This window comes from Streptomyces cavernae (assembly GCF_004023625.1).
Classification (GTDB): Bacteria; Actinomycetota; Actinomycetes; order Streptomycetales; family Streptomycetaceae; genus Streptomyces; species Streptomyces cavernae.
The window spans coordinates 34,939-60,069 of the sequence record NZ_RPDJ01000028.1 but is presented as its reverse complement, the minus strand read 5'-3'; the positions used below and the strand labels follow the sequence as shown (position 1 = coordinate 60,069).

The 25,131-nt window shown below is 71.0% G+C and carries 22 protein-coding genes; 1 reads left to right on the top strand and 21 read right to left on the bottom strand.

The genetic code is table 11. The annotated features are described in order from the left end of the window. Window positions 1-25: 25 nt before the first annotated feature. The 12 genes from EF387_RS32880 to EF387_RS32825 form a co-directional block, all read right to left on the bottom strand. On the bottom strand, window positions 26-3,469 hold the full coding sequence (locus EF387_RS32880) for an AfsR/SARP family transcriptional regulator (protein ID WP_128380312.1): 3,444 nt from the start codon (window positions 3,467-3,469) through the stop codon (window positions 26-28). Window positions 3,470-3,473: 4 nt separating this feature from the next. After that, window positions 3,474-3,914 carry a hypothetical protein gene (locus tag EF387_RS32875; protein WP_128380311.1) on the bottom strand — a complete coding sequence of 147 codons (441 nt, stop codon included), beginning with the start codon at window positions 3,912-3,914 and terminating at the stop codon, window positions 3,474-3,476. Beyond that, the gene (locus tag EF387_RS32870) at window positions 3,911-4,363 is read right to left on the bottom strand and encodes a TadE/TadG family type IV pilus assembly protein (protein WP_128380310.1); all 453 of its coding nucleotides are present in this window, start codon (window positions 4,361-4,363) and stop codon (window positions 3,911-3,913) included. The genes EF387_RS32875 and EF387_RS32870 overlap by 4 nt, the downstream gene beginning before the upstream one ends. Then, window positions 4,360-4,776 carry a TadE family protein gene (locus EF387_RS32865; RefSeq protein ID WP_128380309.1) on the bottom strand — a complete coding sequence of 139 codons (417 nt, stop codon included), beginning with the start codon at window positions 4,774-4,776 and terminating at the stop codon, window positions 4,360-4,362. The genes EF387_RS32870 and EF387_RS32865 overlap by 4 nt, the downstream gene beginning before the upstream one ends. 2 nt (window positions 4,777-4,778) lie before the next feature. After that, window positions 4,779-4,985 (bottom strand): hypothetical protein, encoded by a 207-nt coding sequence (locus EF387_RS32860; protein ID WP_128380308.1) that lies wholly within the window; start codon window positions 4,983-4,985, stop codon window positions 4,779-4,781. A gap of 52 nt (window positions 4,986-5,037) precedes the next feature. After that, window positions 5,038-5,937 carry a type II secretion system F family protein gene (locus EF387_RS32855; protein ID WP_128380307.1) on the bottom strand — a complete coding sequence of 300 codons (900 nt, stop codon included), beginning with the start codon at window positions 5,935-5,937 and terminating at the stop codon, window positions 5,038-5,040. Further along, window positions 5,934-6,857: a type II secretion system F family protein gene (locus EF387_RS32850; RefSeq protein ID WP_128380306.1), complete on the bottom strand. Its 924-nt coding sequence runs from the start codon at window positions 6,855-6,857 to the stop codon at window positions 5,934-5,936. The genes EF387_RS32855 and EF387_RS32850 overlap by 4 nt, the downstream gene beginning before the upstream one ends. Beyond that, window positions 6,854-8,215, bottom strand: a complete 1,362-nt coding sequence (locus EF387_RS32845) for a TadA family conjugal transfer-associated ATPase (protein WP_162467246.1) — start codon at window positions 8,213-8,215, stop codon at window positions 6,854-6,856. The genes EF387_RS32850 and EF387_RS32845 overlap by 4 nt, the downstream gene beginning before the upstream one ends. Before the next feature lie 226 nt (window positions 8,216-8,441). Next, a complete protein-coding gene (locus tag EF387_RS32840) occupies window positions 8,442-9,344 on the bottom strand; it encodes a hypothetical protein (protein WP_128380304.1) in 903 nt (300 codons plus the stop codon). Between the two features lie 5 nt (window positions 9,345-9,349). Further along, window positions 9,350-10,057, bottom strand: a complete 708-nt coding sequence (locus EF387_RS32835; protein ID WP_128380303.1) for an SAF domain-containing protein — start codon at window positions 10,055-10,057, stop codon at window positions 9,350-9,352. 32 nt (window positions 10,058-10,089) lie between these two features. Further along, complete coding sequence (locus EF387_RS32830) at window positions 10,090-10,989, bottom strand: ATP/GTP-binding protein (RefSeq protein WP_238431833.1); 900 nt, start codon at window positions 10,987-10,989, stop codon at window positions 10,090-10,092. Beyond that, on the bottom strand, window positions 10,935-11,534 hold the full coding sequence (locus tag EF387_RS32825) for a hypothetical protein (protein ID WP_128380302.1): 600 nt from the start codon (window positions 11,532-11,534) through the stop codon (window positions 10,935-10,937). Before EF387_RS32825 ends, EF387_RS32830 begins: the two co-directional genes overlap by 55 nt. Before the next feature lie 320 nt (window positions 11,535-11,854). Between EF387_RS32825 and EF387_RS32820 the strand changes: the two genes are divergently transcribed. Next, window positions 11,855-13,105 carry a serine/threonine-protein kinase gene (locus EF387_RS32820; RefSeq protein WP_128380301.1) on the top strand — a complete coding sequence of 417 codons (1,251 nt, stop codon included), beginning with the start codon at window positions 11,855-11,857 and terminating at the stop codon, window positions 13,103-13,105. Window positions 13,106-13,140: 35 nt separating this feature from the next. Here the strand turns inward: EF387_RS32820 and EF387_RS32815 are convergent, their stop codons facing one another. Genes EF387_RS32815 through EF387_RS32775 form a run of 9 tightly spaced genes read right to left on the bottom strand, consistent with a single transcriptional unit; the run spans window position 13,141 to window position 25,079 of the window. Further along, entirely contained in the window at window positions 13,141-15,771 is a 2,631-nt protein-coding gene (locus EF387_RS32815; RefSeq protein ID WP_128380300.1) for a type IV secretory system conjugative DNA transfer family protein, read from the bottom strand. After that, window positions 15,747-16,376, bottom strand: a complete 630-nt coding sequence (locus tag EF387_RS32810; RefSeq protein WP_128380299.1) for a hypothetical protein — start codon at window positions 16,374-16,376, stop codon at window positions 15,747-15,749. The genes EF387_RS32815 and EF387_RS32810 overlap by 25 nt, the downstream gene beginning before the upstream one ends. After that, window positions 16,373-17,530, bottom strand: a complete 1,158-nt coding sequence (locus EF387_RS32805; RefSeq protein WP_238431832.1) for a C40 family peptidase — start codon at window positions 17,528-17,530, stop codon at window positions 16,373-16,375. Before EF387_RS32805 ends, EF387_RS32810 begins: the two co-directional genes overlap by 4 nt. Further along, the gene (locus EF387_RS32800; protein ID WP_238431831.1) at window positions 17,527-20,196 is read right to left on the bottom strand and encodes a hypothetical protein; all 2,670 of its coding nucleotides are present in this window, start codon (window positions 20,194-20,196) and stop codon (window positions 17,527-17,529) included. The genes EF387_RS32805 and EF387_RS32800 overlap by 4 nt, the downstream gene beginning before the upstream one ends. Further along, a complete protein-coding gene (locus tag EF387_RS32795; protein WP_128380298.1) occupies window positions 20,197-20,586 on the bottom strand; it encodes a hypothetical protein in 390 nt (129 codons plus the stop codon). Then, window positions 20,583-23,261 carry an ATP-binding protein gene (locus tag EF387_RS32790; protein ID WP_128380297.1) on the bottom strand — a complete coding sequence of 893 codons (2,679 nt, stop codon included), beginning with the start codon at window positions 23,259-23,261 and terminating at the stop codon, window positions 20,583-20,585. The genes EF387_RS32795 and EF387_RS32790 overlap by 4 nt, the downstream gene beginning before the upstream one ends. Further along, entirely contained in the window at window positions 23,258-23,821 is a 564-nt protein-coding gene (locus tag EF387_RS32785; RefSeq protein ID WP_128380296.1) for a hypothetical protein, read from the bottom strand. Before EF387_RS32785 ends, EF387_RS32790 begins: the two co-directional genes overlap by 4 nt. Further along, entirely contained in the window at window positions 23,818-24,150 is a 333-nt protein-coding gene (locus EF387_RS32780; protein WP_128380295.1) for a hypothetical protein, read from the bottom strand. The genes EF387_RS32785 and EF387_RS32780 overlap by 4 nt, the downstream gene beginning before the upstream one ends. Further along, complete coding sequence (locus tag EF387_RS32775) at window positions 24,147-25,079, bottom strand: conjugal transfer protein (protein WP_128380294.1); 933 nt, start codon at window positions 25,077-25,079, stop codon at window positions 24,147-24,149. The genes EF387_RS32780 and EF387_RS32775 overlap by 4 nt, the downstream gene beginning before the upstream one ends. Window positions 25,080-25,131: the final 52 nt, after the last annotated feature.

The window sequence follows — 25,131 nt, the reverse complement described above, 5'->3', positions numbered from 1 at the left end:
GCACTGCGCAGCCTGCGCACCCCGTCTACTGCGCCTTGCGCAGCGCTGATCCGGTCCCGTGGAGAAGATCGTTGATCAGCTGTTCCGTCTCCATCTCAAGATCGCAGTCCAGCGATCGGTTGACCTGTTGGACCTGAGTGATGGCGGTGTGCAGGCCGGAGCGGTTCCCGGCCGAGTGCTCAACTCGCATCCAGTCCCTGTAGAGGAGCTCGGCGCTGCTGTCGACGTCGAGGCCGGTCGCGATAGCCTGCCGGGCCGCGGTGAGGTCGTGGTGCGGGCCCGACGGGGTGCGGTGCGTGGCCACCGTGTGGGCGACGTCGATGATCCGCGTGATCATCTCCTGCTGGAAGGGCCCGGCCCAGGGCAGCGGCCTCGAACCGAACGGCCGCCCCCGCACCAACCCGAGGGCCTTCTCCAGGTCCTGGAGACCCGCGGGTCCCTGGGGCAGCGCGCGCTCGGCGAGCTGGAGGAACCTCGTCCAGTCACACCGCACCGCGGGGGAGAGGCGATACGGGTCTTCGCCGGTGCGGCGGCGCGGCACGTACGCGTCGCCGGCCGGGTCATTGCCGAGGGCGCTGCGCAGGCCGCGCAGCCGCGCGTTGAGGGTGCTCGAACTCCACGGGGCGAGCGGGTCCATGTCGGTGCACAGCGCATCGGCGGAGCGACCGGGCCGGAAGAAGAGCAAAGCGGCGAGCTGCGCGATCCGCGGGCCGTGTCCCGAGGCGGCCACGCCGTCCACCTCGACCGGGCCCAGGACACGGATCTCCGGGGCATGCAGATCGTGTGCCTCCGACTCCTCTGCGCTCTCGCTGTTCGCCGGTTCCGGGAGTTGAGCGGCCGGTTCCTCCGCCACTTCATCCTCTGCCGGGTCTTCGACGAGCGCCTGGTCCTCGTCGGGATCCCCCTTCCCGTGAGGCGGCGCGGTGTGCAGGAGACGCAGCCCGGCCGGGTCCGCGGACGCGGCCAGCAGGGCGGGGAACACGTCGCTCTCGTGGTCGCCTTCGCCGGTGTGCACCGTCACCGATGCCACGGGGGCTTTGTGAGCGGCGTAGGTGTCGGCGCCAGCGGCGTGGCCATCGGATTCCGCCCTGGCCGGTGGGGGCGTCATCTCGGGCTCGGGCTCGTCCGGAACGTCCTCCCATGGGCCCTCGGCCGGTGCGGCGGGCTGCCCCGAGACGGCGAGCGCCGTGGTGATCTGCTGGTACGCGGCGCGCTCAAGTCGCTGCACCGTGATCTCGGCACCGGCGAAGTCGAGTTGCTGCGGCTCGTCGAGCTCGGCGTTGAGGATCTCAGCATCCGGGAAATGCGCGGCCGCCGTAGCTGCCGGTGCGATCAGCGTGACCGGAATCCGGGCCTTGTCGATGACGTCGGCGAACTGCCAGGCCGTGTCCTCGTCGAGAGAGGCAGCGCACAGCAGCAGATAGGGATGGTGGCCGGTCTCCGGCATCTGGTGCACCTCCAGCAGTCGCTCGGAGAGATCCCGCAGGGCGTGTACGGCCTCCCGCATGTGCATGATCCGAGAGGTCGGCAGCAGCCGGGGCAGGTCCTCACCGAACCCGACGGCGACGACCTCGACCACGCTGCCCCACGGGCTCATCCCGATCTCCACCGCGAGCGACGTGCACACTTCCGTGATGCGCGTCGGATCGCCGTCGAGCAGCAGGGCGGGCACCTGGGCCAAGTTCACCAGCAGGAGGTCACCGTCCTCGGTGCTGCCGAGGGTCACCAGCCCCGGATACGGTGCCGGCACGTCGCGGGCGGCCTCGTCGTCCAGGAGCTCGGCGTCTCCCGGAAGTACCCACCACCCATCACGTCCCGCCGTGAACGGCGCCAGCGGCTCCAGCGCGAGGTCCTCACGCAGAACCTCCAGCGTGCGGGCCCCGATCCGTGCGGCCCGCAGGCCGGGCAGGCCGGCCTCGTCCTCCAGCCGGTGGGCCATCGTCCGCAGGGCCACATCCAGACGGGCCGACCCGCCGGGCTCGGCGGCGGCCGCCAGCTGCGCCTCGGCAGAAGAGGTCTCCGAGGCGATCGAGATCGTCTCACCGGGCTTGCGGCGCCGGCGCTGCAGCATGCGGCGCGTGGCGAGAGCACCGGTTACGGCGGCTGCAAGTAGCGCACCGGCGCCCAGCACCATCCGCAGCTGCAGCACTTGACCTGTAGGCGACGACGCGGGCGTATCGGCCGACGGGGTCTCGGGCGCCGGCCTCGTGTGCGTGTCCGATGCCGACGGCGCGCCCGATTCGGGTGGCGTCGACGCGTTGTTGCCGGTCGAAGGTCCGGTAGGCGCGGCACCCTGGCCCTGGCCCTGGCTCGGCTGCTCGGCTGGACGGCTCGACTCGCTGGGAGCGGGAGTCTCCGTTCCCGAGGAAGCGGAACCACTGGGAGCCGCCGACTCACCAGCCCCCGTGCCGGCACCCGGTGCTTGCTCAGTGTCGTCCGAGGACGGGGGAGCGGAGTGCTCGGTGCCGGAGCCGCCCTCCGTGCCCTCGCTCGGATGGTCGGGCCGCTCGGATGCTGCCCCCGGCACCGTGACCTGCTGCCCTGGATAGATCACATCCGGATCTGTGATCTTCGGCAGTCCGTCGGGCTGCGCCGTGCCCTGGCTGGCCTCGAACAACTGCGGCCACTTGCTGCCGTCGTGGAGCTCCTCGGCCGCGATCTCCGAGAGGGAGTCGCCAGCCTCCACGGTGACCACGTCCCCGCCTTCCTTGGGGGCGTCGTGTGTGCTGGAGGCGAGCTGCGTGCGGATGCCCGTGTCGGTCGACTCACTGTGTACCTCGGCGTGGCCGGGCACGCGCAGGGTCGTGCCCTGCGGCACCACCGTGGCAGTAGTGGGCACTTCCGGGTTGAGACGCTGCAATTCGGTGTAGCGAGTGCCATCTCCCAGCAGCTGCTCGGCCAGTTCCCACCAGGTGGTGTCCTCCGCTCCGACGGTGAACTCCCGGACATTTCCAGCAGTTACTGCCGCCTTCTCCGCGGCCGCAGCCGGGGCGGGGGTGCTCTGCTGGCTGCTCGTCGCCTGGTCGGCAGACGGCACGTGGGTCGCGGTGGCGGCGACCGCCGGAGTGGCTGCACTGGCCGCGGCCGCAGGCGAGGCCAGCACGATGCTGCCCAACAGGAACCCGGCCAGACGCTGACCGGTTGCCATGCCCGGAAGCCGCGGGGTCGTACGCCGCGCCAGGACGGCGACGATCTCGATCAGGACGGGGACCACGAGCCACAGCCACGCGATCCACGCGGCCACAGTCATCGTGGCCAGCAGCCCCGAGCCGTCATCGTCCGGGCTCAGCAGCACCTCGCGTGCCTCGTCCAGCGTCGGCACCGTCGCGGGCAGCGTGCCGACGGCGAGCAGCAGCGCGGGCACACCGACGACCAGCGCGGCCAGCGCGACGAGCGCGAACAGGCCGCGCACGACCGCCCGTGGCCAAGAGCGGTCCTGGCGGCGCACGGACGTGGGGGAGTGGGGCATGGGGTCAGCCTCCGGGCTGGTGAAGCAACGTGGCAGTGCCGTGTCCCGTCACGGACATCTCACTGACGCCGATCAGGGAAGCGAAGTAGGGGTGGTAGGCGTCGCGCACGGTCACCGTGAGGCTCTGCCCGTCCTCGGCGATGGCGACGTCACCGTCTACACCCTCGCTGCTGAGGAAGGCGCGGGCGGCTGCCTGGGCGGCGTCCGGGTCGACCACGATCGCCTCGCCAGTGATGGCCTGGCCCGGGTCGATCTGCTGGGCGCCGGCCCGCGCAGCCTCCTGCGCGATGTAGTCGGCATCCGACATACGGTCCAGGGCCAGCCCGCCATCGATGACCAGGCCGACGATGAGGAACGCGATCAACACGGTGCCCGCGTAGAACAGTTCCATGCCGCCCCGGTCCCAGCCGGAAGGGATACGAAGTCGTCGACGCCACCTGGTCATGAGCCGCCCCGCGTTGCCCACGTGTCCACGACGGACGTCTTAGTGCTGGTGAGCGTCTTGGACCCGGCGACGCCGGGCAGCGCGAGCTCGCTCAACGGCGCGGTGCACGACACGGTGGCCGTCACACTGGCCGCCTGCCCCACCGGCGCGGACAGCCCGCTGGTGTCCAACTCGACGCTGATGCCGGCGCAGTGGATCCCGGAGTTGGCCAAACTGGACTGTGCGGCCTGGCGCGCGTCAGCTTCGCCGGAGGCCGGGTCGCTGGCCAGCGAGGCGGTGCGCGCGGCATCTCGCGCGGCCGCGTCGGCGGCGCCCTCGGCCAGCGCCACCCGCCCGCAGGCGATCGTGAAGCCGATCAGCACCAGCGCCACCGGCACGAAGATCGCGAGACTCAACGCGGCGCTGCCACGGTCACGCTCCAGCCGGTCGGGCCACAGTCGACGCCTCATGGGCGGAACTTCTCGACGGGGGCCTGGACGCTCTGGCTGACGTGCCCGCTCCACCCCGGCACCAGGTTGATCACGTTGCCTTCCACAGAGACGCTGACAGTCTCTCCGTCGTCGCTGACCCGTACCGCAGCACCGTTCAGCGAGCCACCCATGCGGGCGAGGAACTCGCCGGCAGCCGCCTCTCCCGCGCCCGGCGCGGCGTCGTAGGCCCGCTGCGCGTCCACGGCCTGCTGCGCAGCGTGGTGCGCCACCGACCGGCCATGGAACCAGACACCGCCCTGAATCAGGGTGAACACCAGCAGGAACGCGAGCGGGACGACCATCGACATGTCCAGGGCCGTGGCGCCGCGGTCCTCCCGCCACCACTTTCTGCCTGCCAGGTGCCGCCACGGGCGTATGCGTGTCGTCGGCATGCTCAAAAGCCCAGTATCTGCGCGGCCTTCTCGCCGACCGTGGTGTTGGCCGCGGCGTACACGACGCCGACCATGGTGCCTCCGGCGACCAGGATCAGGCCCCACTCGGTGGCCGAGGCGCCACGGTCCTTCACCTGAGCGCGGATCACGGCGCCGTGCCGACGCAGTGCGTCCAGCACGAGTGAGAAGCGGTTGCGGATGGTGTGCATGGGTTTCCTCCAGAGGTTCACGGCGCTCACTCGACGGCACCGTGGGGGCGGGTCAGAACGACAAGATGCGGACGAGGGCCGGTGCCAGTAGGAAGACGGCCATCAGGAAGACGATCGCCAGCGACGGCACGTGCATCTTCTCGGTGGCCACGTTCGCCTTCTCCTTGCGGTCCGAGAGCAGGCCCCGCCGTACGACCTCGGCCTGAGCCTCCAACTGGTCGTAGACGGCCGCCTGTTCCTCGCCCGCGAGGCTCAAGCTGGCGGACAGCCGGGCGATGTCCGGCACGCCGAGCTCGGTGCCGAGTCCCCCGAGCGCATCCCAGGGGCTGACCCCGGCCAGACGGGCGTGCTCGACGGTGTCCCGGATCCGCACCGCGGCGCTTCCGTCCCCCGACTCCACGGCCCGGGCGAGGGCCTCGGCCGCGCCGGCGTCGGAGTTGCGGGCCAGGGCGACGCGTTCCAGGACCGAGGCGATGTAGTAGCGGTACTCAAGGCGTGCGTCGGTGGCCTTGTCACGGACATCGTCCAGGCACTTGAAAACCATGAACAGCGCGACGCCCACCCCGGCGGCCGCCGGGACGACGAACGGCAACGCCAGTCCGCCCAACCGCAGCAGGAACATGATCCACTGAGGGATGAGGAACCCGCCCAGCGCGTACAGGGCGCAGCGGCCCAGCAGGGAGGCGGGCGCCATCTCCAGAAGGTTCAGGTCCCGGGCGGGCAGCCGGGTCACGAACGCATCGGTCTCCATCAGCCGGGCACCGACCCGGTCCGCCCACTGCGCGGACCCCTTCGCTGCCGTCCTGGTGGACGCGGTACGCGGGGCCGGGGCGTGGGTGCGGCGCAGGACCTGATCGAGCGGGGTCCGCTTGGGCAGCAGGCTGCGCACCGCGAGCGTGCCGCCGAGCGCGGTCAGCCCGCCCAGCAGCATGCCGGGGACAGACAGGCTCATACCGCCTCACTTTCCTTTTCCTGCTCCTTCGCGCGTTCCTCGGCGGTGAGCAGGGTGCGCGGCTCCTCCTCCATCACAGCCATCTTGCGCAGCCACAGCAGCGACGCGACGAACAGCACACCCAGCACCAGCAGCCCGAGTTGGCCGATCGGGGTCGCGAACGGTTCGGAATAGGAGCCGTTGACGAGGATCACCGTGACCACGGCGATCGCGAACAGGGACACCCTTCGGGCTTCGGAGCGGGCCTTCGCACGCTCGGCGTCGATGTCCCGCAGATCTGCGGCCTGCCGGGCGACCAGAGTGGCCTGCGCGGACAGCGCGCGCGCCAGGCCGGGGCCGCGGCTGGTGACGTGATCCATGAACAGCTGGGAGATGTCGTCGCCGATGCGGCTGGCGAGGTCGTCGGCAAGCCCCCGGTAGGCCCACCGCGCGGGCATCCCGGAGCTCAGCCGGTCGGCCAGCCGGCCCACCGGACGCTCCAACAGGCCCGGAACCGTGTCCAGTTCCACGATCGTGGACTCCAAAGGCTTGCCGCCGGCCCGCACACTGGCGAGCTGCTGCAGCCACTCCGCGATCGCCTCCAGACGGGCCACCTCCGTACGGCCGGAACCGCCCGGGTACAGCACGAACGGCAGCCCGGCCACCGTCGCGAACGCGAGTAGCCCGTGCACCGGCCAACCGGTGATCGCCCACATCAGCGCTCCCGCACCCGCGGCCCCGGCCAGCAGCAGCCGGTAGTTGTCCCGCCAGCCGGGCGGCAGTTCGTCCACCGCCCGCACCAGCCGGCCCTTCACCCGGCCTGGCCGCACACCGCGTACGGCAGGCCGCCAACCGCGCAAGGCGGCGACGACCCCGGCCAGGCTCAGGGCCACGACCGCGCCGGCGAGCATGCCGAGGGCGGACAGGTACGACTGGGTCACGCGGCACCTCCCGTCCGGCGCATCGGCCGCCACTGCCCATTCGGGTACTCGATCAGCCAGCGCCGGTGGAAGCCCTTGCGTTCCAGCTTGCGTAGCCGTCGCTCGTTCATCGGCGTACGGGTGGGCATGGCGCGCACCTCGTCCCCGTCCTCGCGGGGTGCGAAGAGCTGCGACAACGCCACCCCGCCGCCTTCGCTGCGGCCGGCCGTCTCCCACACGTGCGAGACGAACCGGTGCACCTGGCCGCCCTGGTCGGTCTCGTCGATCGCGTCCACGTACACGATGAGGTCGACGGCGGCCGCGATGAGCCGGTAAGAGGCCTGATCACTAAGCCCGGCCCGGGCCAGCGGCACCATCAGCCGGTCGACCACGGCCTCGGGGTCCTTCGCGTGCAGGGTGCACATCGAGCCCGCACCGCCCGCGATCATCGCCTCCAGCATGGCCACGGCCTCATCGCCGCGGACCTCGCCGACCATGACCCGGGTGGCCTTGTAACGCAGGGACACGGGCACCAGGTCGGCGAGCGTGACCCGACCGGTGGCGTCCCGCTCTCCGTTGCCCTCCCGCGTACGGAAGGCCAGCACGTGCGCGTGCCGGTCCGGGTCGTCGTAATTCAGCCGCAGCTCAGGCTCGCTCTCCAGCGTCGCCAGCCGTTCGTGAGCGGGAACTTCGCGGCCCAGGGCCCGCATCAACGTGGTCTTACCCGTCGCCATGTCGCCCGCGATGATGATGGACAGGCCCGCTTTCACCGCGGTCGACAGGAACGAGGCGACGATCGTGTCGACGGAGCCCCACGCCTCCAGGTCGGCGAGCGTGGCCGCTTCCGCCACGTGGCGGCGAATCGCGATCGTCACGTCGTCGGTCAGGAGCGTGGAGGCCACGCGGGAGCCGTCCGGCAGATCGAACTCGACCTTTCCGGTGGCGTACGACAGCAGCCGCTCGCCGTGCCCGGACGTCGCGGCCATCTGGTTGACCCACTCGACGGCCTGCGCCTTGCTGGAGAACGGGGAGCGGACCCGCTCGCGCGGCTTGCCGTGGGAGTCGATGTACATCCACTCGCCGTCGACCAGGACGTCCTCGACGCCCGGCCGGTCAAGGACGCGCTGCAGCGCACCCGCCAGGAAGATCAGGTTGAAGACCTCGGTGCGGACCCGCTCCAACTGCTCGCCCGACAGCGGCGGGTTCCTCAGCGACCACTCCTGCGCCCACTCCGCGACGCGGAAGCGCACCCGTGCGCGGACAGCCTCTTCCAGGTCCTTCTCACCCAGCGGCGCGCCGGCCTGGCGCCGGTCCTTCTTGACCTGGTCGACGTCGTTGGCGACCTGCTGCCGCAGCTTCGTTATCTCCCCCCAGGGCACGGGCAGCGCCCCGGGCAAGCCCGTCGCCGCGGCGATGTCGGCAGGCCCGGCCCCAGGCGGAACCGAGGCCGGGGGACCAGGTTGCGCTGCTACTGGAGTCGGGGCCGGCTGAGGGCCGGGCGGGGCAGCGGGCGGTGCGGACGGGTGAGTCGCGGCGTGCTCGGACAGCAAGCCCCCCAGCCGGGTGGCCACGTTCTGTCCGTTGGTGCCGTTCTGGCCGCGCCAGTCAGCCATTCCGCACCCCCCGCTGTGCGAGCTGCTGGACGATCCGCTCCACCGCAGGGTTGGCCGCCTGGACCGAACGCATCTGCAGGTGCAGACGCCGCCGGTCGGCGTGTTCACGCAGCGGCCCCATGACGTCCCGCGCCGCGCGCATCAGCCGCGAGCGCGTCACCCCACGCGGCATCCGTCCACCGGTGCGCAGATAGGCGGCAGCCGGCTCGTCCCACGGCAGGGTGGCCATCACCGGCGCCTCCAGTCCCCGGGCGACGTCGGCGGGCCGGTAGCCCTCGCCAAGGAGAAGCAGCCCGAGTGCCCGTGCCCCGGCTCCCTGTGCGGCGAGATCGTCCTGCAGAGCGCGCACCATCGGGTAGGCGAGCGCCTGGGATTCCTCGGTCATACGGACCACCAGCAGCACCAGGTCGGCCTCCCGCAGCACGGGCGCGGGGGAGAGCACCGGGTGCAGGCGGCCGCCCTCGAGCACCATCCGCCCGCCGTCGACCAGGACGTCCCAGCCCAGTTGCTGGTCCGTCAGCTGCAGCACGTTCAGCAGCGTCGGCCAGGTCGACGTCAGGGAGGCGGCCTGCCTCGGATCGATCAGCCCGGGCAGCGCGACCCGGTAGTCGCTGTCGTCCAGCGGCCACAGGTGCTGGGCGACCTGCGGGGTGAAGTCCTGCTCGGCGCTGGCGCGTTCCCAGTCGGCCTGCGGCAACCGGTGCAGCCCGATGTTCCCGTCCAGGCGTTCGTGGTGCTCACCGCGCGGCACGTCGCGCAACAGGCCGTGGCGCAACGTTCCGCCGGCCATGTCGAGCTCCGCGAGCAGCACCGGCCTGCGGCTGGCCAGGGCCAGAGCCGCCGCCGAGGTAGTCGTGCCGTCCGACTTCGCGGACACCAAAGCGATCAGAGCCACGGTCGTCAGCTCCCGTTCTGGCGGGGCTGCCGTACGAGCGCGATCTGCTTGGCTGCGGCCTTCGTCGCCAGCAGGGGACCATCCGCAGGCGCCACCACCAGGTTCACGACCAGCGCGCCGGTGGAGTCCGGGGTGCCGACCGATTTCACCGTCGCGTCGATCGTGTCGGGGGTTGCGCTACCCGCGGACCCGGAGCCCGTAGACCCCGTATCCGTTCCCTGGGCGGGAAGGACGACGGCGGCCACCTTGTCACCCGGCCGCAGCTCGTCGCGCGGCACGAAGCCCCGCTTGAGTTCGACCCCGACCACCTGCTCGGTGTCTCCCAGCCCGCCGCGCGCGCTCAGCTGGGAGCGGGTCAGCAGATCGCCGGGGTGCAGGTCAACTGCCGCACGCTGGCCCACGACCGAGGCACGATCGTCGGCGGGAATCGGGGACAGACCGGGATCGTCGGCGAACGACACGACCTTCACGTCCTGCGCGGTGACCTGCTGGCCGACCGGGACATCCCGCGCGACCGCAAGGACGTCGACGCGGTCCCCGGCGCGCGTCACGACGACCGCCCCGCCGAGCGCGCCGATCAGCGTCACCAGCACCAGCAGAACGGGTACCGACCACGTGCGGCCTGATCGTTTCTTCGTCCCGGTACTGACAGGCAGGTCGGGCTGCCGCTGCGCGTCGCGTCGCGGCGCAAAGGAGGTCTGAGAGCTTGTCATCGGCCTACTGGCCCTTCGATCTCGTGCGACGTTTAGGAGTTGACGGCCTGCGACTCGACGATGGTCACGGCCACCGAGGAGTTGCGGACCTCGGTCAGCTGGCCGTTCGCCCCGCCGCCGTTCCAGTTGATGACCCAGGTCGAGGTAGCGGTGACCTTGTACGTGCCGCCCTGCCCGTCGGTCGACGGCTGGCTGTACACGTGACCGCAGTCCGGCGACTTCCTCAGCCCGTACGACTTCTGGTAGACCGTGCCGGGAGTTGTGCAGGTCACCGAGGAGCCGTCGCCCATCGACCACACGACCTTCGCCACCTTCGCCGTCGCGGTCACCGTGACCCCGCCGGCCGAGGCGGTCGCCGTGTTCGGACCCCAGGTCGTCTGGGACTGGTCCACGGCCATCCACACCGGCATGCCCACCAGGCCCTTGCCACCGGGCTTGGGGTTGATGTCGATGTCGGGGCCCAGCAGCGTCATGGAGTCGACGGCTTGCTGCGCCAGCTCCTGTGGATTTGCCTGCTGCTGTGGTTGCTGGCCGTTGGCAACGGTGACGAACCCGTCGGGGTTGTTCTGGCCGCCGTCCGAACACGAGTAGAAGTACAGGTCGCTCTTCTTCGGGTCGGCGCCCTTCCAGAGCTCCTTCGCACTGGCCGGTGGCTCCGGGTCGATCTTGGTGTACTTGCACTTCAGCTTGCTGTCGCCGCCGCTGTCCTGCGAGCCGGTCTGCTGGTTTTCCCCGCCGGTCTTGCCGGGCACCTTGACATCGACACAGAATCTGACGACCTGGCACTTGCCCGCGCCGACATCGGGGTCGTCGCCGGCCTGGGCGGTGCCCGCGGCGGCCAGAACGAGCGCGGCACCGAGCAGGGCGGAGCGCCGTATCAGCAGGTCTGCTTTTGAGCGGTCAACTCGGTGACCATCCACTTCGTCCCCCACTTCTCGAGCTTTGCGGTGCTGACGTACTTGATGAGCCGCGTTGACGGCAACGGGACCGGCTTCTTCGTGGCCTTGTCGATCAGAATCCAGTTCGTGGTGTCGACGCAGTCCGTGAGGGTGGCCTTGGGAATCTCGCCGTCGGTCACCTTGGGATCCCTGGGATGGATCACCGGCTTTCCGGTCGTCACCTGTCCGGCCTTCCGCATGGTCTCCAGGTCCTGCTCGACGAGCCCCAGGGCCCGCAGAGTGGTGGTCTTCCGCAAGTCGGTGCCTGCGGAGGACGCCTTGGCATAGGCCTCCGTCTGGGCTTGCCAGGACTGGGTGTAGGCGGCGAGGACCGCGGCCTGCTCCGGATCAACCGTGGAACTGGGGGAGGCGGACGGTCTCGCGCTGGGGCTCTTGCTGGGGTCGGAGGGCGACGCCTCCGAGCCGTTGTCGCTGCAACCGGCCAGCGCCACCAGGCTTCCCGCGAGGAGCACGGCGGTTGCGTGCTTCCTGATGCGAACAGCGGTGAGCCCCGCCGGGCGGCGTAGTGCTCGTGTCACGTGGTCTCCCCGTACGACGCGGTGTGGCAGACCGCTGCCCCAGATGCCGCGTGCGGCAGTCCACAGCCGCGGCCTGATCCAAGCTGCGGTTATGCGTTTGCGTAGCCGCAAGATTACGCATATGCCAGTCAACTTCCCAGTACGATATTTGAGTTCACACGTACAACTCGGGACGTATCCGGTCACTTCCGAAAGCGGATGTCGATTTATCGCTCTATCCCTTCGCTCGTTACGTGTGCTAATAACCCCACTCCGGCAGGTACGTTGAAAAGGCCGCCATACCCGGCCACCGACACACGCCACAAGGAGTGAATCCGGCAGTGAGCACGGGAGACCCCGAACGGTTCGGGCCGTTCCTCGTCCTGGAACGCCTCGGCGCCGGCGGCATGGGCACCGTCTACCTCGCCCAGTCGCCCGGTGGCCGCCAGGTCGCGGTCAAAACGGTTCATGCCGACCAGGCCGCCGATCCCGGCGTACGGGAACGCTTCCGCCGCGAGATCGACGCTGCCCGCCGCATCAGCGGCTTCTGGACCGCGCCCGTCGTCGACGCCGACCCGGACGCCGCCACCCCGTGGGTCGCCACCGCGTACCTCGACGCCCCCGACCTCGGCGAGCACGTCCGACGCCACGGACCACTGCCTGCCACGGACCTGCTGGTGCTCGCGGCCGGCCTGGCCGAAGCGCTGGCAGCCGTCCACGACGCAGGCCTCACCCACCGCGACCTCAAACCGGCGAACATCCTGATCACCGAAGACGGGCCCCGCATCATCGACTTCGGGATCGCCCGCGCGGACACCGCCGCCACCCTCACCACCGTCGGCGGCATCCTCGGCACCCCCGCCTACATGTCGCCCGAACAGGCCAACGGCGCGAGGACCGGCCCGGCCAGCGACGTCTTCTCCCTCGGCGCCGTGCTCTACTACGCCGCCACCGGCACCGGCCCGTTCGGACACGGCACCGTACCCGCGCTGCTGCACCGGGTGGTGCACCACGAGCCAGACCTCACCGCGATCCCGGACACCCTGCGGCCCGCCCTCACGGCCTGCCTGCACAAGGAGTCCATACGGCGCCCGACCGCCGCGGCCCTGCTGGCTCTGCTGACCAACCCGCCCGCCCCCATCGACGGCGGACGGCCTCGAGGACCCGAGCCCGCACCCGCACCCGCACCCGCGACCCCCGCGTGGTGGGAGCAACCCAACCCGACCATGCGCTACACCATGCCCCTGCCCCCGGAGCAACCCCCGCACGACAACTCGCCTGCGCCCGACGGCGGCTGGTGGTCGGTCAAGGCCACCGTGCCCGAACAGCCCGGCCCCGCCTTCGCGACAGGCACCCAGGCCGTCATGGAGTACCAGGCTGAGCACCAGGCGCAACGCGGCCGCGCGCCCGGGCCGCGCGTCGACGCAGTGGCAGCCGGCGACGTCGTCGACCACGACCGCTTCGGCATCGGCACCGTGATTGAAGTCGAGGGCGAAGGGCTCCACGCCGTCGCCCGGGTGTCCTTCGGCCCCCAGAAGAACATCAAGCGACTCCAGCTCCGCTACGCCCCCATGCGAAGAATGGGCATCTGACCGGGAGCACGACGCGGACCCGTAAACGACTGCGGTCACTGGTATCCCTCCGCATGCTTGCTCAGGCGTACGTCCGCCGTCGCGGCGGGAGCGCGCTGGGCAAGGAAGTCCTTGACCCGTCCCTGCTGGGCGGCAGCAGTGGCGGTGAGCTCATCGAGCGGTGCCGCCTCGGCCGTCATCCGGGCGGCGCGCTCCAGGGCGCCGACCTTGCGGGGACGGGCGTAGTCGGCGAACACCTCGTCCAGGTGCGGACCGGTGATCCGGACGGGTCCGACGCGGCGGCCCTCGACGGTGAACGAGATGTAGTGGTCGAACCGGTCGAGCACGGCCACCTCGTCCGCGCTCGGCTTGTCCCCCCACTCCGCGGTGATCGGAGCGATCGCGGTCTTGGATCCCGCCGTGGACGCCAGCGTGGACGCGTTCTGCGTCAACGACATCCGTACCGGAGCCGGCAGACGGCCCAGCAACTGGGTCATCCCGTGCACCGTGACCCTGAACTTGCGGAAGTCCTCAAACATCGACGCGATGGTCTCCGGGGCCGCACCGGTCAGGGTGATCAGCTCGTCGAAGTACAGCCGGAACAGCCGCCGTTGCTCCTCGGGCGTGTCCCGGCGCGAGCGCACCGCCCGCAACAGGTCCCGTGCGATGAGCGCGGTCAACAGGCGGTCGGTGGGCCCGTTCCCGGCCGGGCACACCCACACGATCATCCCGTTGTCCATGGCGGCCCGACTGTTGTAGACCCCGACGGGCTGGCCGAGAAAGGCACGGGTGACCGGGTTGGCGGCCAGCCGGGCGAGGGGGTTGAGGACCACGCCGAACGCGTCCGGCGGGAACGTCGGAAACACTGTCCGCCACCATGCCCGCGTCTCCTCGTCCAGCAGGTCTGCCACGGCGGCCAGCGCCGCCCCCCTAAAGCCCGGGTCGGAGATCAGCGACCGTATGTGGAAGAGGGTGGCCTGGTCTTCGCGGCGCCCGGCCTGGCAGGCGGCCTGGTTGACGGCGACCAGCACCGCCAGGCACGACGTGAGGATGGTCAGCGCCCGGGGAGCGGCGGCATCGTCCCAGCCGAGGACGGACGCGAAGGCGTCGGTGACGGCCTCGACGACGTCGTGCGGGGCCTGCCCATGGTGCATGGCGATCGGATTCCACGAGCTCAACATCGGCGAGGGCCCCGCCGCGTTGAGGTCGATCAGCGCGATCCTCTGCATCAGGTGGTCGTGGGCGAGGAACGTCGCGGCACGGGGCCAGGAGTCGCGGTGCGGGTCGATGAACATCAGCCCTCCGCCGGCGTGCGCCACTGCGATCGCCTGTGCCAGAGCTCGTTCCGTCTTCCCGCCACCGGCTTTGCCCACCCCGCACTCGAACAGCGTCTCGGCCGTGTACGTGGCGACCAGACGCTTCCGGCCGTCGGGTCCCCGGTGGATGCCCTGCAGCAGCAGGTCAGGATTGCCGAACTCGAAGGACGGGAGATCACCGGCGAGCAGCGGAAGCCGGCAGTGGACGGTCGGCGGCTTGAGCAATCCGGTCAATTCCTCCAAGCGCACCCAGTTCGCGCGGGGCGGCTGGCACTGCCCCAGCTGCCAGCGGCGCTCCCAGCTGCGCCGGGTGGGCCAGTGATCGGCGCCGAGCCGCCAGGGTCCCAGCCGCCAGCCGCGCATCGCCCACCGCGACCGGCCGCCGAACACATCGAAGCCGGCCTGGAGTTGGGCAAGGCGGGCCTCGGCGCGGCCTTCGATGTTGGACGCGCACATCACGAGCAGCTGCACTCGTACGAGGTGGTCGTCGTCGGCGAGCTTGCCGAGTGCCTCGGCCGGGTCCACCCGGCGCGGCACCGGGGGCATCACCAGGCGCCTCCCGGCTGACGCGTCCTTGCCGGTGATCAGCGATTGCAGGTTCCAGGCGAGCGAGTCTTCGATCCCGGTGGCGTCCTGGCGCACCCAGCGTGACGCACGCTGGGTCTCCCGGCGCTCCTGGCGGCGGGCGTCACTCATGAGCTGCAGACGCCGAGCGCGCAGTGCCCACTTGGGGGCACGCTGGATGTCGAGGCGGATCTCGGCGAGGTCGCCCAGTTCGGCGCGCAGGTCGGACACGGCGTCTACGAGGGGCTGCAGCGGGTCGGGCTCCAGGGGCACCTCCCGCAGCGGAGAGGTGAGCTTGCCGCGCAAAATGAACTCCGCCCGCACCACGTGGTCGCGTGGCTTGTCCACGATCGGACGAGCCCGCTCGACGGTGACGTTCGGCCCGAAGGGACTGATCGACAGCAGCCGTTCGCCACCCGCGGGGCCCTCGACGCGGTAGCGCAGCGGCTTGGTGCCGTCCGCGCGCAGCCTGATCTGCACGGTCTTCGACCGGCGCGGCGCCCACCACGGCATGCTCGTCGAGGCCCGCGACAGCTGCACACCGCGGCGGAAGATCTCCTCGAAGCCCGGGTCGAAGTGCCGGGCGGGTGTGAGCTCCAGGGCCATCCGCTCGGCATAGGCCCGCTCCGCGAGGTGACGCACCACCAACTCGCCCACGCCCCAGGGGATAGCGACGGTGAGGGCGAGCAGGTACCAGTGGTCGTAAAGCCAGTCGACGGCTTCGACGAGCCCGGTGATCAGTCCGAGTACCTGACCGTAGGTCCCCTCAGAGGCCTGACCCGTCAGATACGAGGCTGCGGAGTCCACGTCGGCTTTCCCTTCTTGATGGTGCGGGTGAAGAACAGATCGGTGATGCGGCCGTCCGTGTAGGTGCCGCCGCGGTCGGTGCCCGCCCACACCAGGTGCACGACCGCCTTCGTGGGGTTGCCGTCGCGGCGGGCGATCGCGGCCTGGACACGGAAACGGGCGGAGGCGAAGGCCGGAGCGACCGCCTGCCCGGAGTCGCCGAAGACACGGGGCCACTTGGAGCGGCCGATCCCGGTGGCGTCCGCACGCAGCAGGGCCCGGCCGTCGGTGAGCAACTGGCGCTCGTCGTCGGCGGGAAGGTCGGCGGGCCAGGACTTCTCCAGGACCTGCTGGATGGCAGGGTCGCCAGCCGTCCCTTCGCCGTGCGGCGGCAGCGCGGAGGCGCGCGTGGAGGGCGCTGTGGCGGTGGAGCGCGTTCCGTCCGCCGGCTCACGGGGGGCGGCCGACGCGAGGGGCGGGGGAGCGGTCGGTGCGGTCGCGCTGGGCGGCTTTTCCGAGACCTTCGCGCCCTGGCCGTGCGGCACGGCCAGGAGCACGCCCCCGGCGACGACCAGGATGACGGTGGTGATCAGGAGCAGGCGTGGGGATCGCGGGGTGGCGGTCATAGCAGGCGGGCCCCTCCCGCGTACCCAGACATTGCGTCGACCGCGTCCAGCCGGACCACCGTGTTCGGGCGGGCGGCGTTGATCATCTGGCCGCTGCCGACGTAGATGCCGACGTGATAGATGCTGGAATCGCGGCCGGGGACGTACGCGAAGAAGACCAAGTCCCCCGGCTTGAGCGCGAACGTGCCCAGGGCGGCGGGGATCCGCGTTCCGACACTGGCCTGGTCGGCCGCAAGGCGCGGCAGACGGATCCCGGCCCGGGCGAACGCGTACTGCGTCAGCCCGGAGCAGTCGAAGCCTTTGATGGTCTCGCCGCTGAACCCCTTCGGTGAACAGCAGATCCCGGTCGACTTGCCGTTCGCGTTGCCGCCGCCCCACGAGTAGGGCACCCCCCGTTGCGACAGCGCCGCATCAAGCACGGTGCGGACCTTCACGGACACGCTCTTCAGATCCGGGTCCTTGGCGGCCGCCGTGTACTGGTCGATCCAGCCCAGCACGTTCGAGACGTACTCGCCCGACTGGTTGTACTGCAGGATCGCCGCCTTGAGCTGGCCACGCTGGGCAAGGTCACGCCCCTTGCCGCACAGGTAGATCGCGGCGCCGAGCGCGGCATCGTCCGCGTTGTGCGGGTCCGCCCTCTTGTCACCGTTGGCATCCTCACCGACGCCTTCCCAGGTGGAGGGCAGGAACTGGAAGGGGCCCACCGCCCGCTCACCTTGAGAGGTGCCGTCCCACTTGCCGCCGTCGGTGTCCGGGAACGCGGTCGTGTTGCCGCCGGCGCCGGACCCGTTGAGGAGCACCCCGTAGATCCTCGGGCGGATGTCCCCGTTGTCGGCGACGTTGCGCCCAGTGGCGTGGTTGGACTCCACCTTGGCGATCCCGGCGAGGATCGGCCAGCGCATGCCCCGGCACTTGGGCACGTGCTTGCCGACCTGCTGGACCGCCTTCTTGTAGGCGGTGAGCATGCGCGGCGGGATGTCCGCCGCCGAACCGCCTTCGGCGATCCCGCCGTCGTCGCTGCCGGAGACACCCGTCTTCAGCGCGACGTACGCGCTGATCGCGTTTCCCACCGGCGCGGCGCAGCACACGGCGGCGAACAGCAGCATCAGCACCATGAAGGCCCACCTGGCCTTCCGCCCGCGACGCCTGCTCACGAACCGTCACCACCGTCACCGGAGCCGTCGTCGTGCCCCCGGTTGAAGGCGTCCCGCATCCGGCGGCGCACCTCGGAGGGAGCGTCCGTCAGCCGCCGCCGGGGCGGGCGCGGCGTCGGCGCCGAGCCCGGCGAACCGGAACCGCCCGGCCGTGCCGTCGGGCCGCCGGTGGGCAGGCGACGGCTGCGGAAGGGCCCCGTTCCGCCCCCGTCGTCGCCGTGATTGCGGATCCGCTGGGCAGTGCTGCGTCCCGCGTCGCCCCAGGCACGGCGGTCTTCGCGCACGGTGTTGCGCCACACCTGAACCTGCTGGCGGGCGTCCTGGGTGTAGCGCGAGCCGCCCTGCCGGGCCCGGCGCACATTCGCCGGCAGACCCGCGGTCGCCCCGTAGGCGGTCCGGCCGCCGCGGTTGAGGATGCGGTAGCCGCGGAAGCGCACCAGGCGGTTGTGGGCACGCGTGGACAACAGGGAACGGTCGGTGTTCTGGTCGTGCAGCACCTCACCGGTGTCACGGTCGACGACCTGGCCCTCGTCATCGCGGTAACGGTCCCGCGGGCCACCGCGCCGGAGCCGGCCGCCCTGGCCGTCGCCGTCGCCGCTGCTTGTGGTGTCGCCCTCACCTTCGACGCCGGTGGGCTTTTGCCACTTGGCCAGCTGCTCCTTGTCCGGCCGCTTGCCGATCAGCAGCCAGCCCGCGCCCTTCGCGCCGAGCCGCGCGCCGAGCCCGCCCACAGCCGCGGCCGCGGTCAGCGGAGCGAGGCCTCGACCGGCTTCCGCCGTAGCATCGGCGAACATCCGCCCGGTGTCGACGGGCATGCCCGCCCCGTCGACCAGCGAGGTGAGGGCGCCCATCAGCCGCTGGCGGGTGCCGAGCATGCCGAACCGGCCGCCTCCGCCTCCGGTGAAGGCACGCAGGCCGCCGCCGTATCCGCCCATCGCCGCAGGGGAGTTCATGGCAAGCGCGGCGCCGAGCTCCGAGGTGTCGCCGGGCATGTGGGTGCCGCCGACCTTGGCATAGCGCATCCGCATCGCCATGCGCTGGCCGAAGGACGTGATCCCGGTCAGCAGGCGGCGGTGCCCGGCCGCGCCGGCGATGGCCAGCACGTCGATCAGCAGGATGCGTTCCACCATCAGGTCGGGCCCGTTGGTGATGGTGGCGTCGACGGCGATCCCGAAGAACGGGACGAACGCGCACACGCCGACCAGGGTCAAAATCGCGATGCCCCAGATCGACAGCCACTTCCACACCGACTGGCGGGCCGGACCGGGCAGCATGCCCGCAACGAAGGTGACGCCCCCGGCGGCCGCCGCCCCGGCACACACGCCCTGGGTTCCGAGCAGGACGATCGCGCTGGACAGGAGCATGCCGCAGATGAACAGGGCGGCGATCAGCAGCAGGAATGCGCCGCCGACCCGCCACCAGGTGGGTTGCTCGGCGTAGGCAGCGCACGACTTCCCGACGTCCCCGGCCTTCTTCATGTCCGCCATGAACGCGGCGAACTCCTGGTCCTCTTCGGACACAATCGGGCTGGCGGTGTCCAGCAGATCACCGCCCGGCGTCAGCCCAGGTAGCCCGTCGCCTTCGCAGACCTTCTTGGCCTGGCCGTCGAGGAGGTCGCAGCTGTTGCCCGACTCCTCCTTGTCGCGCTCGCAGTACTTCTTGGCCGGGCCGTGGACCAGCGAGCAGGCGTCCTTCGCCTTCTTGTGCTTCGCGTTCTGCTCCTCGCAGTACTTCCGCGCCGGTTCGGCGACCGAAGAACAGTCGGCGTCCCCGTCCCCGTCGTCGCTGTTGTAGGCCTTGTATCCGCCGGCGACCCATTTCAGATGGACGGCGTACGCCTTGCGGTCGGACTTCTTGGCGGGGTCGAGGATGCGCCCGTACTCGAGCAGCATGTAAGGCTTGACGATCAGCGCGTTGGTGATCGAGTCCTGGAGTGGGCGGGCCACGTCCGCTGCGGAGACGGGGGCTTCCTCTTCAATCTCCAGGCACTTGAGCTCAGCGTTGCCGGCCATCTTCGCGCACGGGTCGGTGCTGGCGATTTTGCCGCCCCAGTCGTAGGAGTTGACGCTCTCCTGGGCGACCTCCGCAGCCACCTGCTGGGTCTGCCCCAGCGGCCCGTTCTCGGCGAGCAGGTAGTCAGGGCGGACGAAAGTGGAGGCAGCGAACGCCGCGATCAGCAACGTCAGGAAGATCTCGCCCAGACCGCGGCCGACCCGGCCGCGCACAATCATGAACCCGGCAAAGACGAAACCCCAGGCCAGCAACAACCCCTTGATACCGAGGGTGTCGACGACCACGTTGTTGTAGGCGTCGGCGACCTTCTGCGCCGGGGCGGTGAGAATCTTCAGCAGCGGAAACCGCAGAGCGACCTCGATGGACCAGCCAGCCAGTCCGACCAGGAGCCGGATGAGCGTGAACAGGCCGGCCAGCGCGAAGGCGAGGGACTGCGTCTTGAAGCTGACGATCGAGCCCCCGTCCGCGCCCAACTCGTAGCCGTTGATCGGCAGACCCTCGGAGGAGTCGATGTTCAGCGGCGCGAGGAGGTCACCGGTCTCACTGCTGCTGCTCGCCGCGTACACGACCTGGCTGTTGACCAGAAGGAACACGCCGGAGAGCAGGACGACGACACCGGCCGAGCGGAGCGTGCCGCGGTCTGGGCGCCACATTCAGCGCCGCCCGTGTCCAGCAACGCCCCGGCGCCGCCACACGACGACGGCGGCCAGGCCCGCCATGGGCGGAATCACCATCCATGCCGCCCTGGCGCCCTCGTGGGGGGCCTCGCCGGCAGAGGCGGACGACGTAGTGGCGGAGTGGTGGCCGCGCTCGCAGTACTCCTTGGCCGGGCCCACGATCAGATCGCACGGATCCCGGCGCGCCGATTCGGCGTGAGGCTGGTCGGCGGCGAAGGCCTGTCCGGTCTGCGGCCACCACGCCTCGGGCACTCCCGCCCCCACGACCAGGGCGAGCAGGACGGCCGGGAGGGCGATCACGATCAGGGTGCCCGCCGCGCGGGCGATGCGCCGGGTGCGGGATGAGCTGAAAGACGACGTGGTCATGAGACGTGTTCCTTCGGTCGGGCCGTGTCGGCTCCGCTGGAGGCGTGCGCGGTGCTCGCGCTCGTACGGCGGCCCGGTGTGGTGGTGATGGAGGTGGTGATCCGCTCGATGCGGGGGATGACGGCCTTGATCCGGCCCGTGTTCTGCCGCGGGCAGGCCAGCAGGAACTCCCCTTCACGGCCGCGCTGCCCGACGGGGGACAGGCCGGTGGTCACCAGCCGCAGCAGCTCCGGATCGTTCGGGTCGAGCCCGACGAACTCCAGGCCGCGGCGGGCGCGTCCACGGTCGGCGGTGCGGGCCAGCGCCCGGTACGCCATCAGCCCGCGGTCGGGGCCGAGTTCCTCGGCGTCGTGGGAGGCTGCGAGCAGGCCGGCGCCGTGCTTACGGCCGTCGTGGAGGATCTCGTGGATCAGTGCGGTGCCCTCGGCCGATGAGGTGAGCCAGTACAGTTCGTCCGCGACCACCGCGGTGAACCGCTCCGGGTCCTCGAACGCGGTCTGCCTGGCCAGCGCCGCGATCAGGTAGAGCACAGCGCGCCCGATCAGGGCCTCCAGCGGCTGCTGGTGCAGGACCTCCGGATTGGCGAACGCCGCCTTGGGCGGCAGCTTCAGACCCGCGGTCGTGATCACGATCATGTCGGAGGTGCTGGAGGCGTCCAGCCGTACCGGGGGCAGGGTGGGGTCGAACACCATCCGGGCCAGGGAGTTGGTGGCGACGACGCGGACGAGACCGGCGAGTGTGGACGCCGCGTCCTGCCGCTTGCCCACCTCGCTTGTGGCCATCTCCTCCAGGACCTCCAGCACGCGGCGCATGGAGGGGGCGTCGCTGGCGGCGGCCTTCTCGACGGCGTGGTGCAGGACCTCGCCGTTGGTGCTCATAGGGCCGATGCCGAGTTGCAGGGTGAGATAGGACAGGGCGTAGTGGCGGCCCTCGGGCCCGTCGAACATGCGCAGCGGGTCGATGGACACCTCGGCCTGGGCGGCGTCGATGATCTGAACACGGCCCTTCGCGGCGGTACGGGCGAAGGTCGCCCACTCGCGCACTGGGGTGCGGTCGATGCAGATCGCGCATCCGCCGCGCGCCCACACCGCCTCCGCGATCAGCTTCTGCAGGACCGACTTGCCGGCCCCCAGGTCACCCACGATGCCCAGGGAGGCGCTGGCGTCGTGCTTCGGCGCGTCCGCCACGTTGATCATGACGGGGCGGGTGGTGCCGCAGTCCAGGTCGAGGCCGAGGAACATGCCGTTGGGGTCGCCGACCTCCCCGAGGGTGAAGGCACCGCCCAATGCCCAGTCCTCCGAGACCTGGTGCTGCGTGAACTCCCGCACCACTCCCGGCCGTGTGGTGCCCGGCAGCCCGAGCAGGAACAGCGCCTCCTGCAGGCCGGCCGGGCGCACGGCCCGGTAGTCGGCGCCGCCGAGCAGCGAGGCCAACGCCCGGGCGCGGGCGTCACAGATCGCCGCGGTCGGCCCCCACACGCTCAGCACGGTCACGGACTGCACCTCGACCTCGACCGAGGTGCGCGACAGGCGGGCGTCCAGCTCACCCAGGTCGCGGGCGGCGTCCGTGAGCGAGGCGGGCATGCCGGTCGGCCGGGCGTCGTACTGGTCGGCCTGGTCGACGAGTTCGTTGCGCTTGCGCCGCACCTGATCGCGGGCCTTCTCCGCGGGCACGAGCGTCAGGTCGACGGTGTAGTCGACGGGAAAATCGAGCGTCTCCAGCTGAGCGAACAGATCGGCGGCATCCACGCTGACCGCGGGCGGGCACTCAGCAAGCGCCAACTGCGCCTGGTAGCCGGTGCCGGCGTCGGACTCGATCTGCAGCCACCGTCGGCGCAGCGGAGAGGCCGTCTTCACCCGCCACCACGCCTTGCGGCCCGACCGGGTGAGCTGGTCGGCGCTCTTGAGCTCGTCGACGTCGTCGAGGTCCGGGTCGATGCCGCCCTCCTGGAGGCGGACCTGCCCGAGATCGGCGTAGCTGGGGGAGTGCAGCACTCCCTCGCGCACCTGCCCGCCGTACAGCTCGCTGCTCTCAGCCTCGGCCAGCAGCGGCTCGTCCATACCGCGGTGCAGAGCGTGCTGGACCATCCACACGATCTCCGCCGGGCGAGCGGGGCGGAACGCGGCGCCGCCGGCGAGAGCGGCCTCCACCCGCGCAGCCTGCTCCTGGTACGCAGTCACTTCCCGCCGCGCAACCGGCGTCGGCCGCATGCCCAGCGTCGGGGCGATCTCGGCCCACATCGCGCCGACCTGAGCAGTCATCTGCAGGCCGGCACCTTCGGTCTGGAGCGGGACCGCCAGCCACAGGGTGCGGCGGTGCATCTCCTGTCCGTTCAGCAGATCCAGCGTGGATTCGACGTTCTCCACCCAGGGGTGCGTCTGGCCCGGCGGAGTATCGGAGGGCTCGATGCCCTCGATCATGCGCAGCGCGACTTCCCCCGGATCGACCCGGGCGCACAGGCCGAAAAGCCGTGGCGCCCCGGTCAGGGACCGCACCAGATGAGTGATCTTGGCGAGCTGTTCTTCCCGTACGGCGGCCGGCACATAGGTGCCCTGCACGGTCTCCTCGTGGCGGCCCTGCTCGTCGGGACCCGGGTGAAGCCGGTAGACGGCCCACACGCTGCCGTGCGTCGACCACACCAGGTGCCCGGCGATGTGACGGATCGGCACCCTCATCGCGCACCCCCCTGTTCGGCGAGCGCGAGCAGCTGCTGCACACCCGACACCGGCCGTACCGGCTGAGCGGCGACGGCCGCCGGGCGAGGGCCCGACCGCGACCGTGGCGCCTCCCGGCGCTGCGTACGCTCGGCGGCTCGCGGCCGCGGAGCCGAAGGGATCGGCGCGGCCGGGGCGTTGCCCTCGATGACGAAGCCACCGGTCAAGGGGCGGGCGGCGTGGTCGCGGGCCGCGCGGCCGCCGATCCGGCCCCCGCGCGGCTGCCAGAACAGCAGCAGCCAGCCCAAGGCGGCCGGGAGCGGTGCGCGCCCCCCGATCTTCGGACGGCGCACCGCCCATATGCCCAGCAGCCAGGCGGCGATCGGGACGGGCCCCAGCCACGACCACAGCGGAATCGTCTTGACCAGAACGAAGCCGCCGCCGACGGCGAGGAGGATCTGCGCGGGCGTGAACGGGCCGAGCGGGATACGCCAGTCGGCCACCTTGCCCAGCACCCACGGGTGGCGGCGGGCCGAGGTGTAGAAGCGGCCCATCCGCACGGAGCCGGTGGCGGCGCTCACAACCAACCTCCGACGCCTGCGGAGTGTTCACGGTCGGCCGGAGGTTCGCCCTGCACGATGCCGGGAACGGCGGGCGCCGACTTCGACGGGTTGTTGACCTCGTCCTCGAACATGTCGGCAAGGCTGTTGCGCGAGTTGTACAGGCCGAGCGCGATCACCATCAGGATCAGCGCGCCGATCCCGGCCTTCAACGAGAACTTTTGGATCATGATGACGACTACGAGCACGAGCAGACCGGCCTGCAGGCCCTTGGTCGCCCAGTTCTCGAACATCGTGATCCACGAGTCGCCAAGGTCGTCGAGCTTTCCGGCGAGCAGCACACTGGTCATGACCGGGCACCCCCCGCCTGCGCGGTGCCGGACTCCAGAGAGGCGACTTCCCAGCGGCCCGAGCGAGCCTTGAGCGTCAGTTCGTACGCCAGCGGCCACCGCCCCGCACTGTCGCGAGCCTCGACCTCGGCCATCACCCGCACCCGGGTCCCGTCCGCCGGGACGGACTCGGCAGCCGCCTCCTGGTCGGCGGCAAGCATCTGCTGGACCGTGACCGTCTGGTACGGGGCGGGGGAGACGGGCGACAGACTCACGCCGGGAGCGAGGTAGCGGTCGACCTCACCGGCTCCGGACAGATACGCGGCCAGGAACTCCCCAGCCGTGGACGACGCATCGCTGTCCGCCGGGACGGTCACCGTGTACGGCGACTGAACCCCCTTGGTACGGGCCGGGCCGGCCACCACCCCGGGGGCACCGGACACCGTGAACGAGGCGCCGCCCGAGTCGGCGGCAAGCGGCACCGCGAAGTAGCGCACCGAGCCGTCGGCGTACTGCGCAGCCACCGTCACCGACCACGCCGTGCCGGTCTGCTGCGTACTGCGCACCGCCACGACCGACTCCGGCTCGGGCTGCGCATCCGTCGTCCCGGGAAGATCGACATCCGGGGCCATCGACTGCGCAAGCCGGGCCTGCGCAGTGCTCTCGGCGCCTGCGCGGCTGCGCAGCCACGCGCCGAGGAACACCGTGGCGTACCCGGACGGGTTGGCCGACACGGTCGTCTTCACGGTGGTCGGCTTCGTCGCGGGCGAGGCACGGACCACGGTCGCGGGCGTGGCCACGGCGACGGCCAGCGCGATGGGGCCGGCTGACACCGCAGCCCACACGCCCAGGCGGCCCAGGCGGACCCGGCGCCGCATCTGCTGCAGCCGAGCCCCCGCAGCGGTCGGAGGAGCAGCGTGCTCCTCCGCTGCCTGCATGGCAGGAGACATTCCAAACTCCCAGGTCAGAGCGAGTTGTTGCTTCTGACCCGAGGCAACCCGT

Coding starts and splice junctions, on each gene's coding strand:
- EF387_RS32880 (WP_128380312.1), bottom strand. CDS start 3,469: ATGCCCCACTCCCCCACGTCCGTGCGCCGCCAGGACCGCTCTTGGCCA.
- EF387_RS32875 (WP_128380311.1), bottom strand. CDS start 3,914: ATGACCAGGTGGCGTCGACGACTTCGTATCCCTTCCGGCTGGGACCGG.
- EF387_RS32870 (WP_128380310.1), bottom strand. CDS start 4,363: ATGAGGCGTCGACTGTGGCCCGACCGGCTGGAGCGTGACCGTGGCAGC.
- EF387_RS32865 (WP_128380309.1), bottom strand. CDS start 4,776: ATGCCGACGACACGCATACGCCCGTGGCGGCACCTGGCAGGCAGAAAG.
- EF387_RS32860 (WP_128380308.1), bottom strand. CDS start 4,985: ATGCACACCATCCGCAACCGCTTCTCACTCGTGCTGGACGCACTGCGT.
- EF387_RS32855 (WP_128380307.1), bottom strand. CDS start 5,937: ATGAGCCTGTCTGTCCCCGGCATGCTGCTGGGCGGGCTGACCGCGCTC.
- EF387_RS32835 (WP_128380303.1), bottom strand. CDS start 10,057: ATGACAAGCTCTCAGACCTCCTTTGCGCCGCGACGCGACGCGCAGCGG.
- EF387_RS32810 (WP_128380299.1), bottom strand. CDS start 16,376: ATGACCGCCACCCCGCGATCCCCACGCCTGCTCCTGATCACCACCGTC.
- EF387_RS32800 (WP_238431831.1), bottom strand. CDS start 20,196: ATGTGGCGCCCAGACCGCGGCACGCTCCGCTCGGCCGGTGTCGTCGTC.
- EF387_RS32795 (WP_128380298.1), bottom strand. CDS start 20,586: ATGACCACGTCGTCTTTCAGCTCATCCCGCACCCGGCGCATCGCCCGC.
- EF387_RS32790 (WP_128380297.1), bottom strand. CDS start 23,261: ATGAGGGTGCCGATCCGTCACATCGCCGGGCACCTGGTGTGGTCGACG.
- EF387_RS32780 (WP_128380295.1), bottom strand. CDS start 24,150: ATGACCAGTGTGCTGCTCGCCGGAAAGCTCGACGACCTTGGCGACTCG.
- EF387_RS32775 (WP_128380294.1), bottom strand. CDS start 25,079: ATGTCTCCTGCCATGCAGGCAGCGGAGGAGCACGCTGCTCCTCCGACC.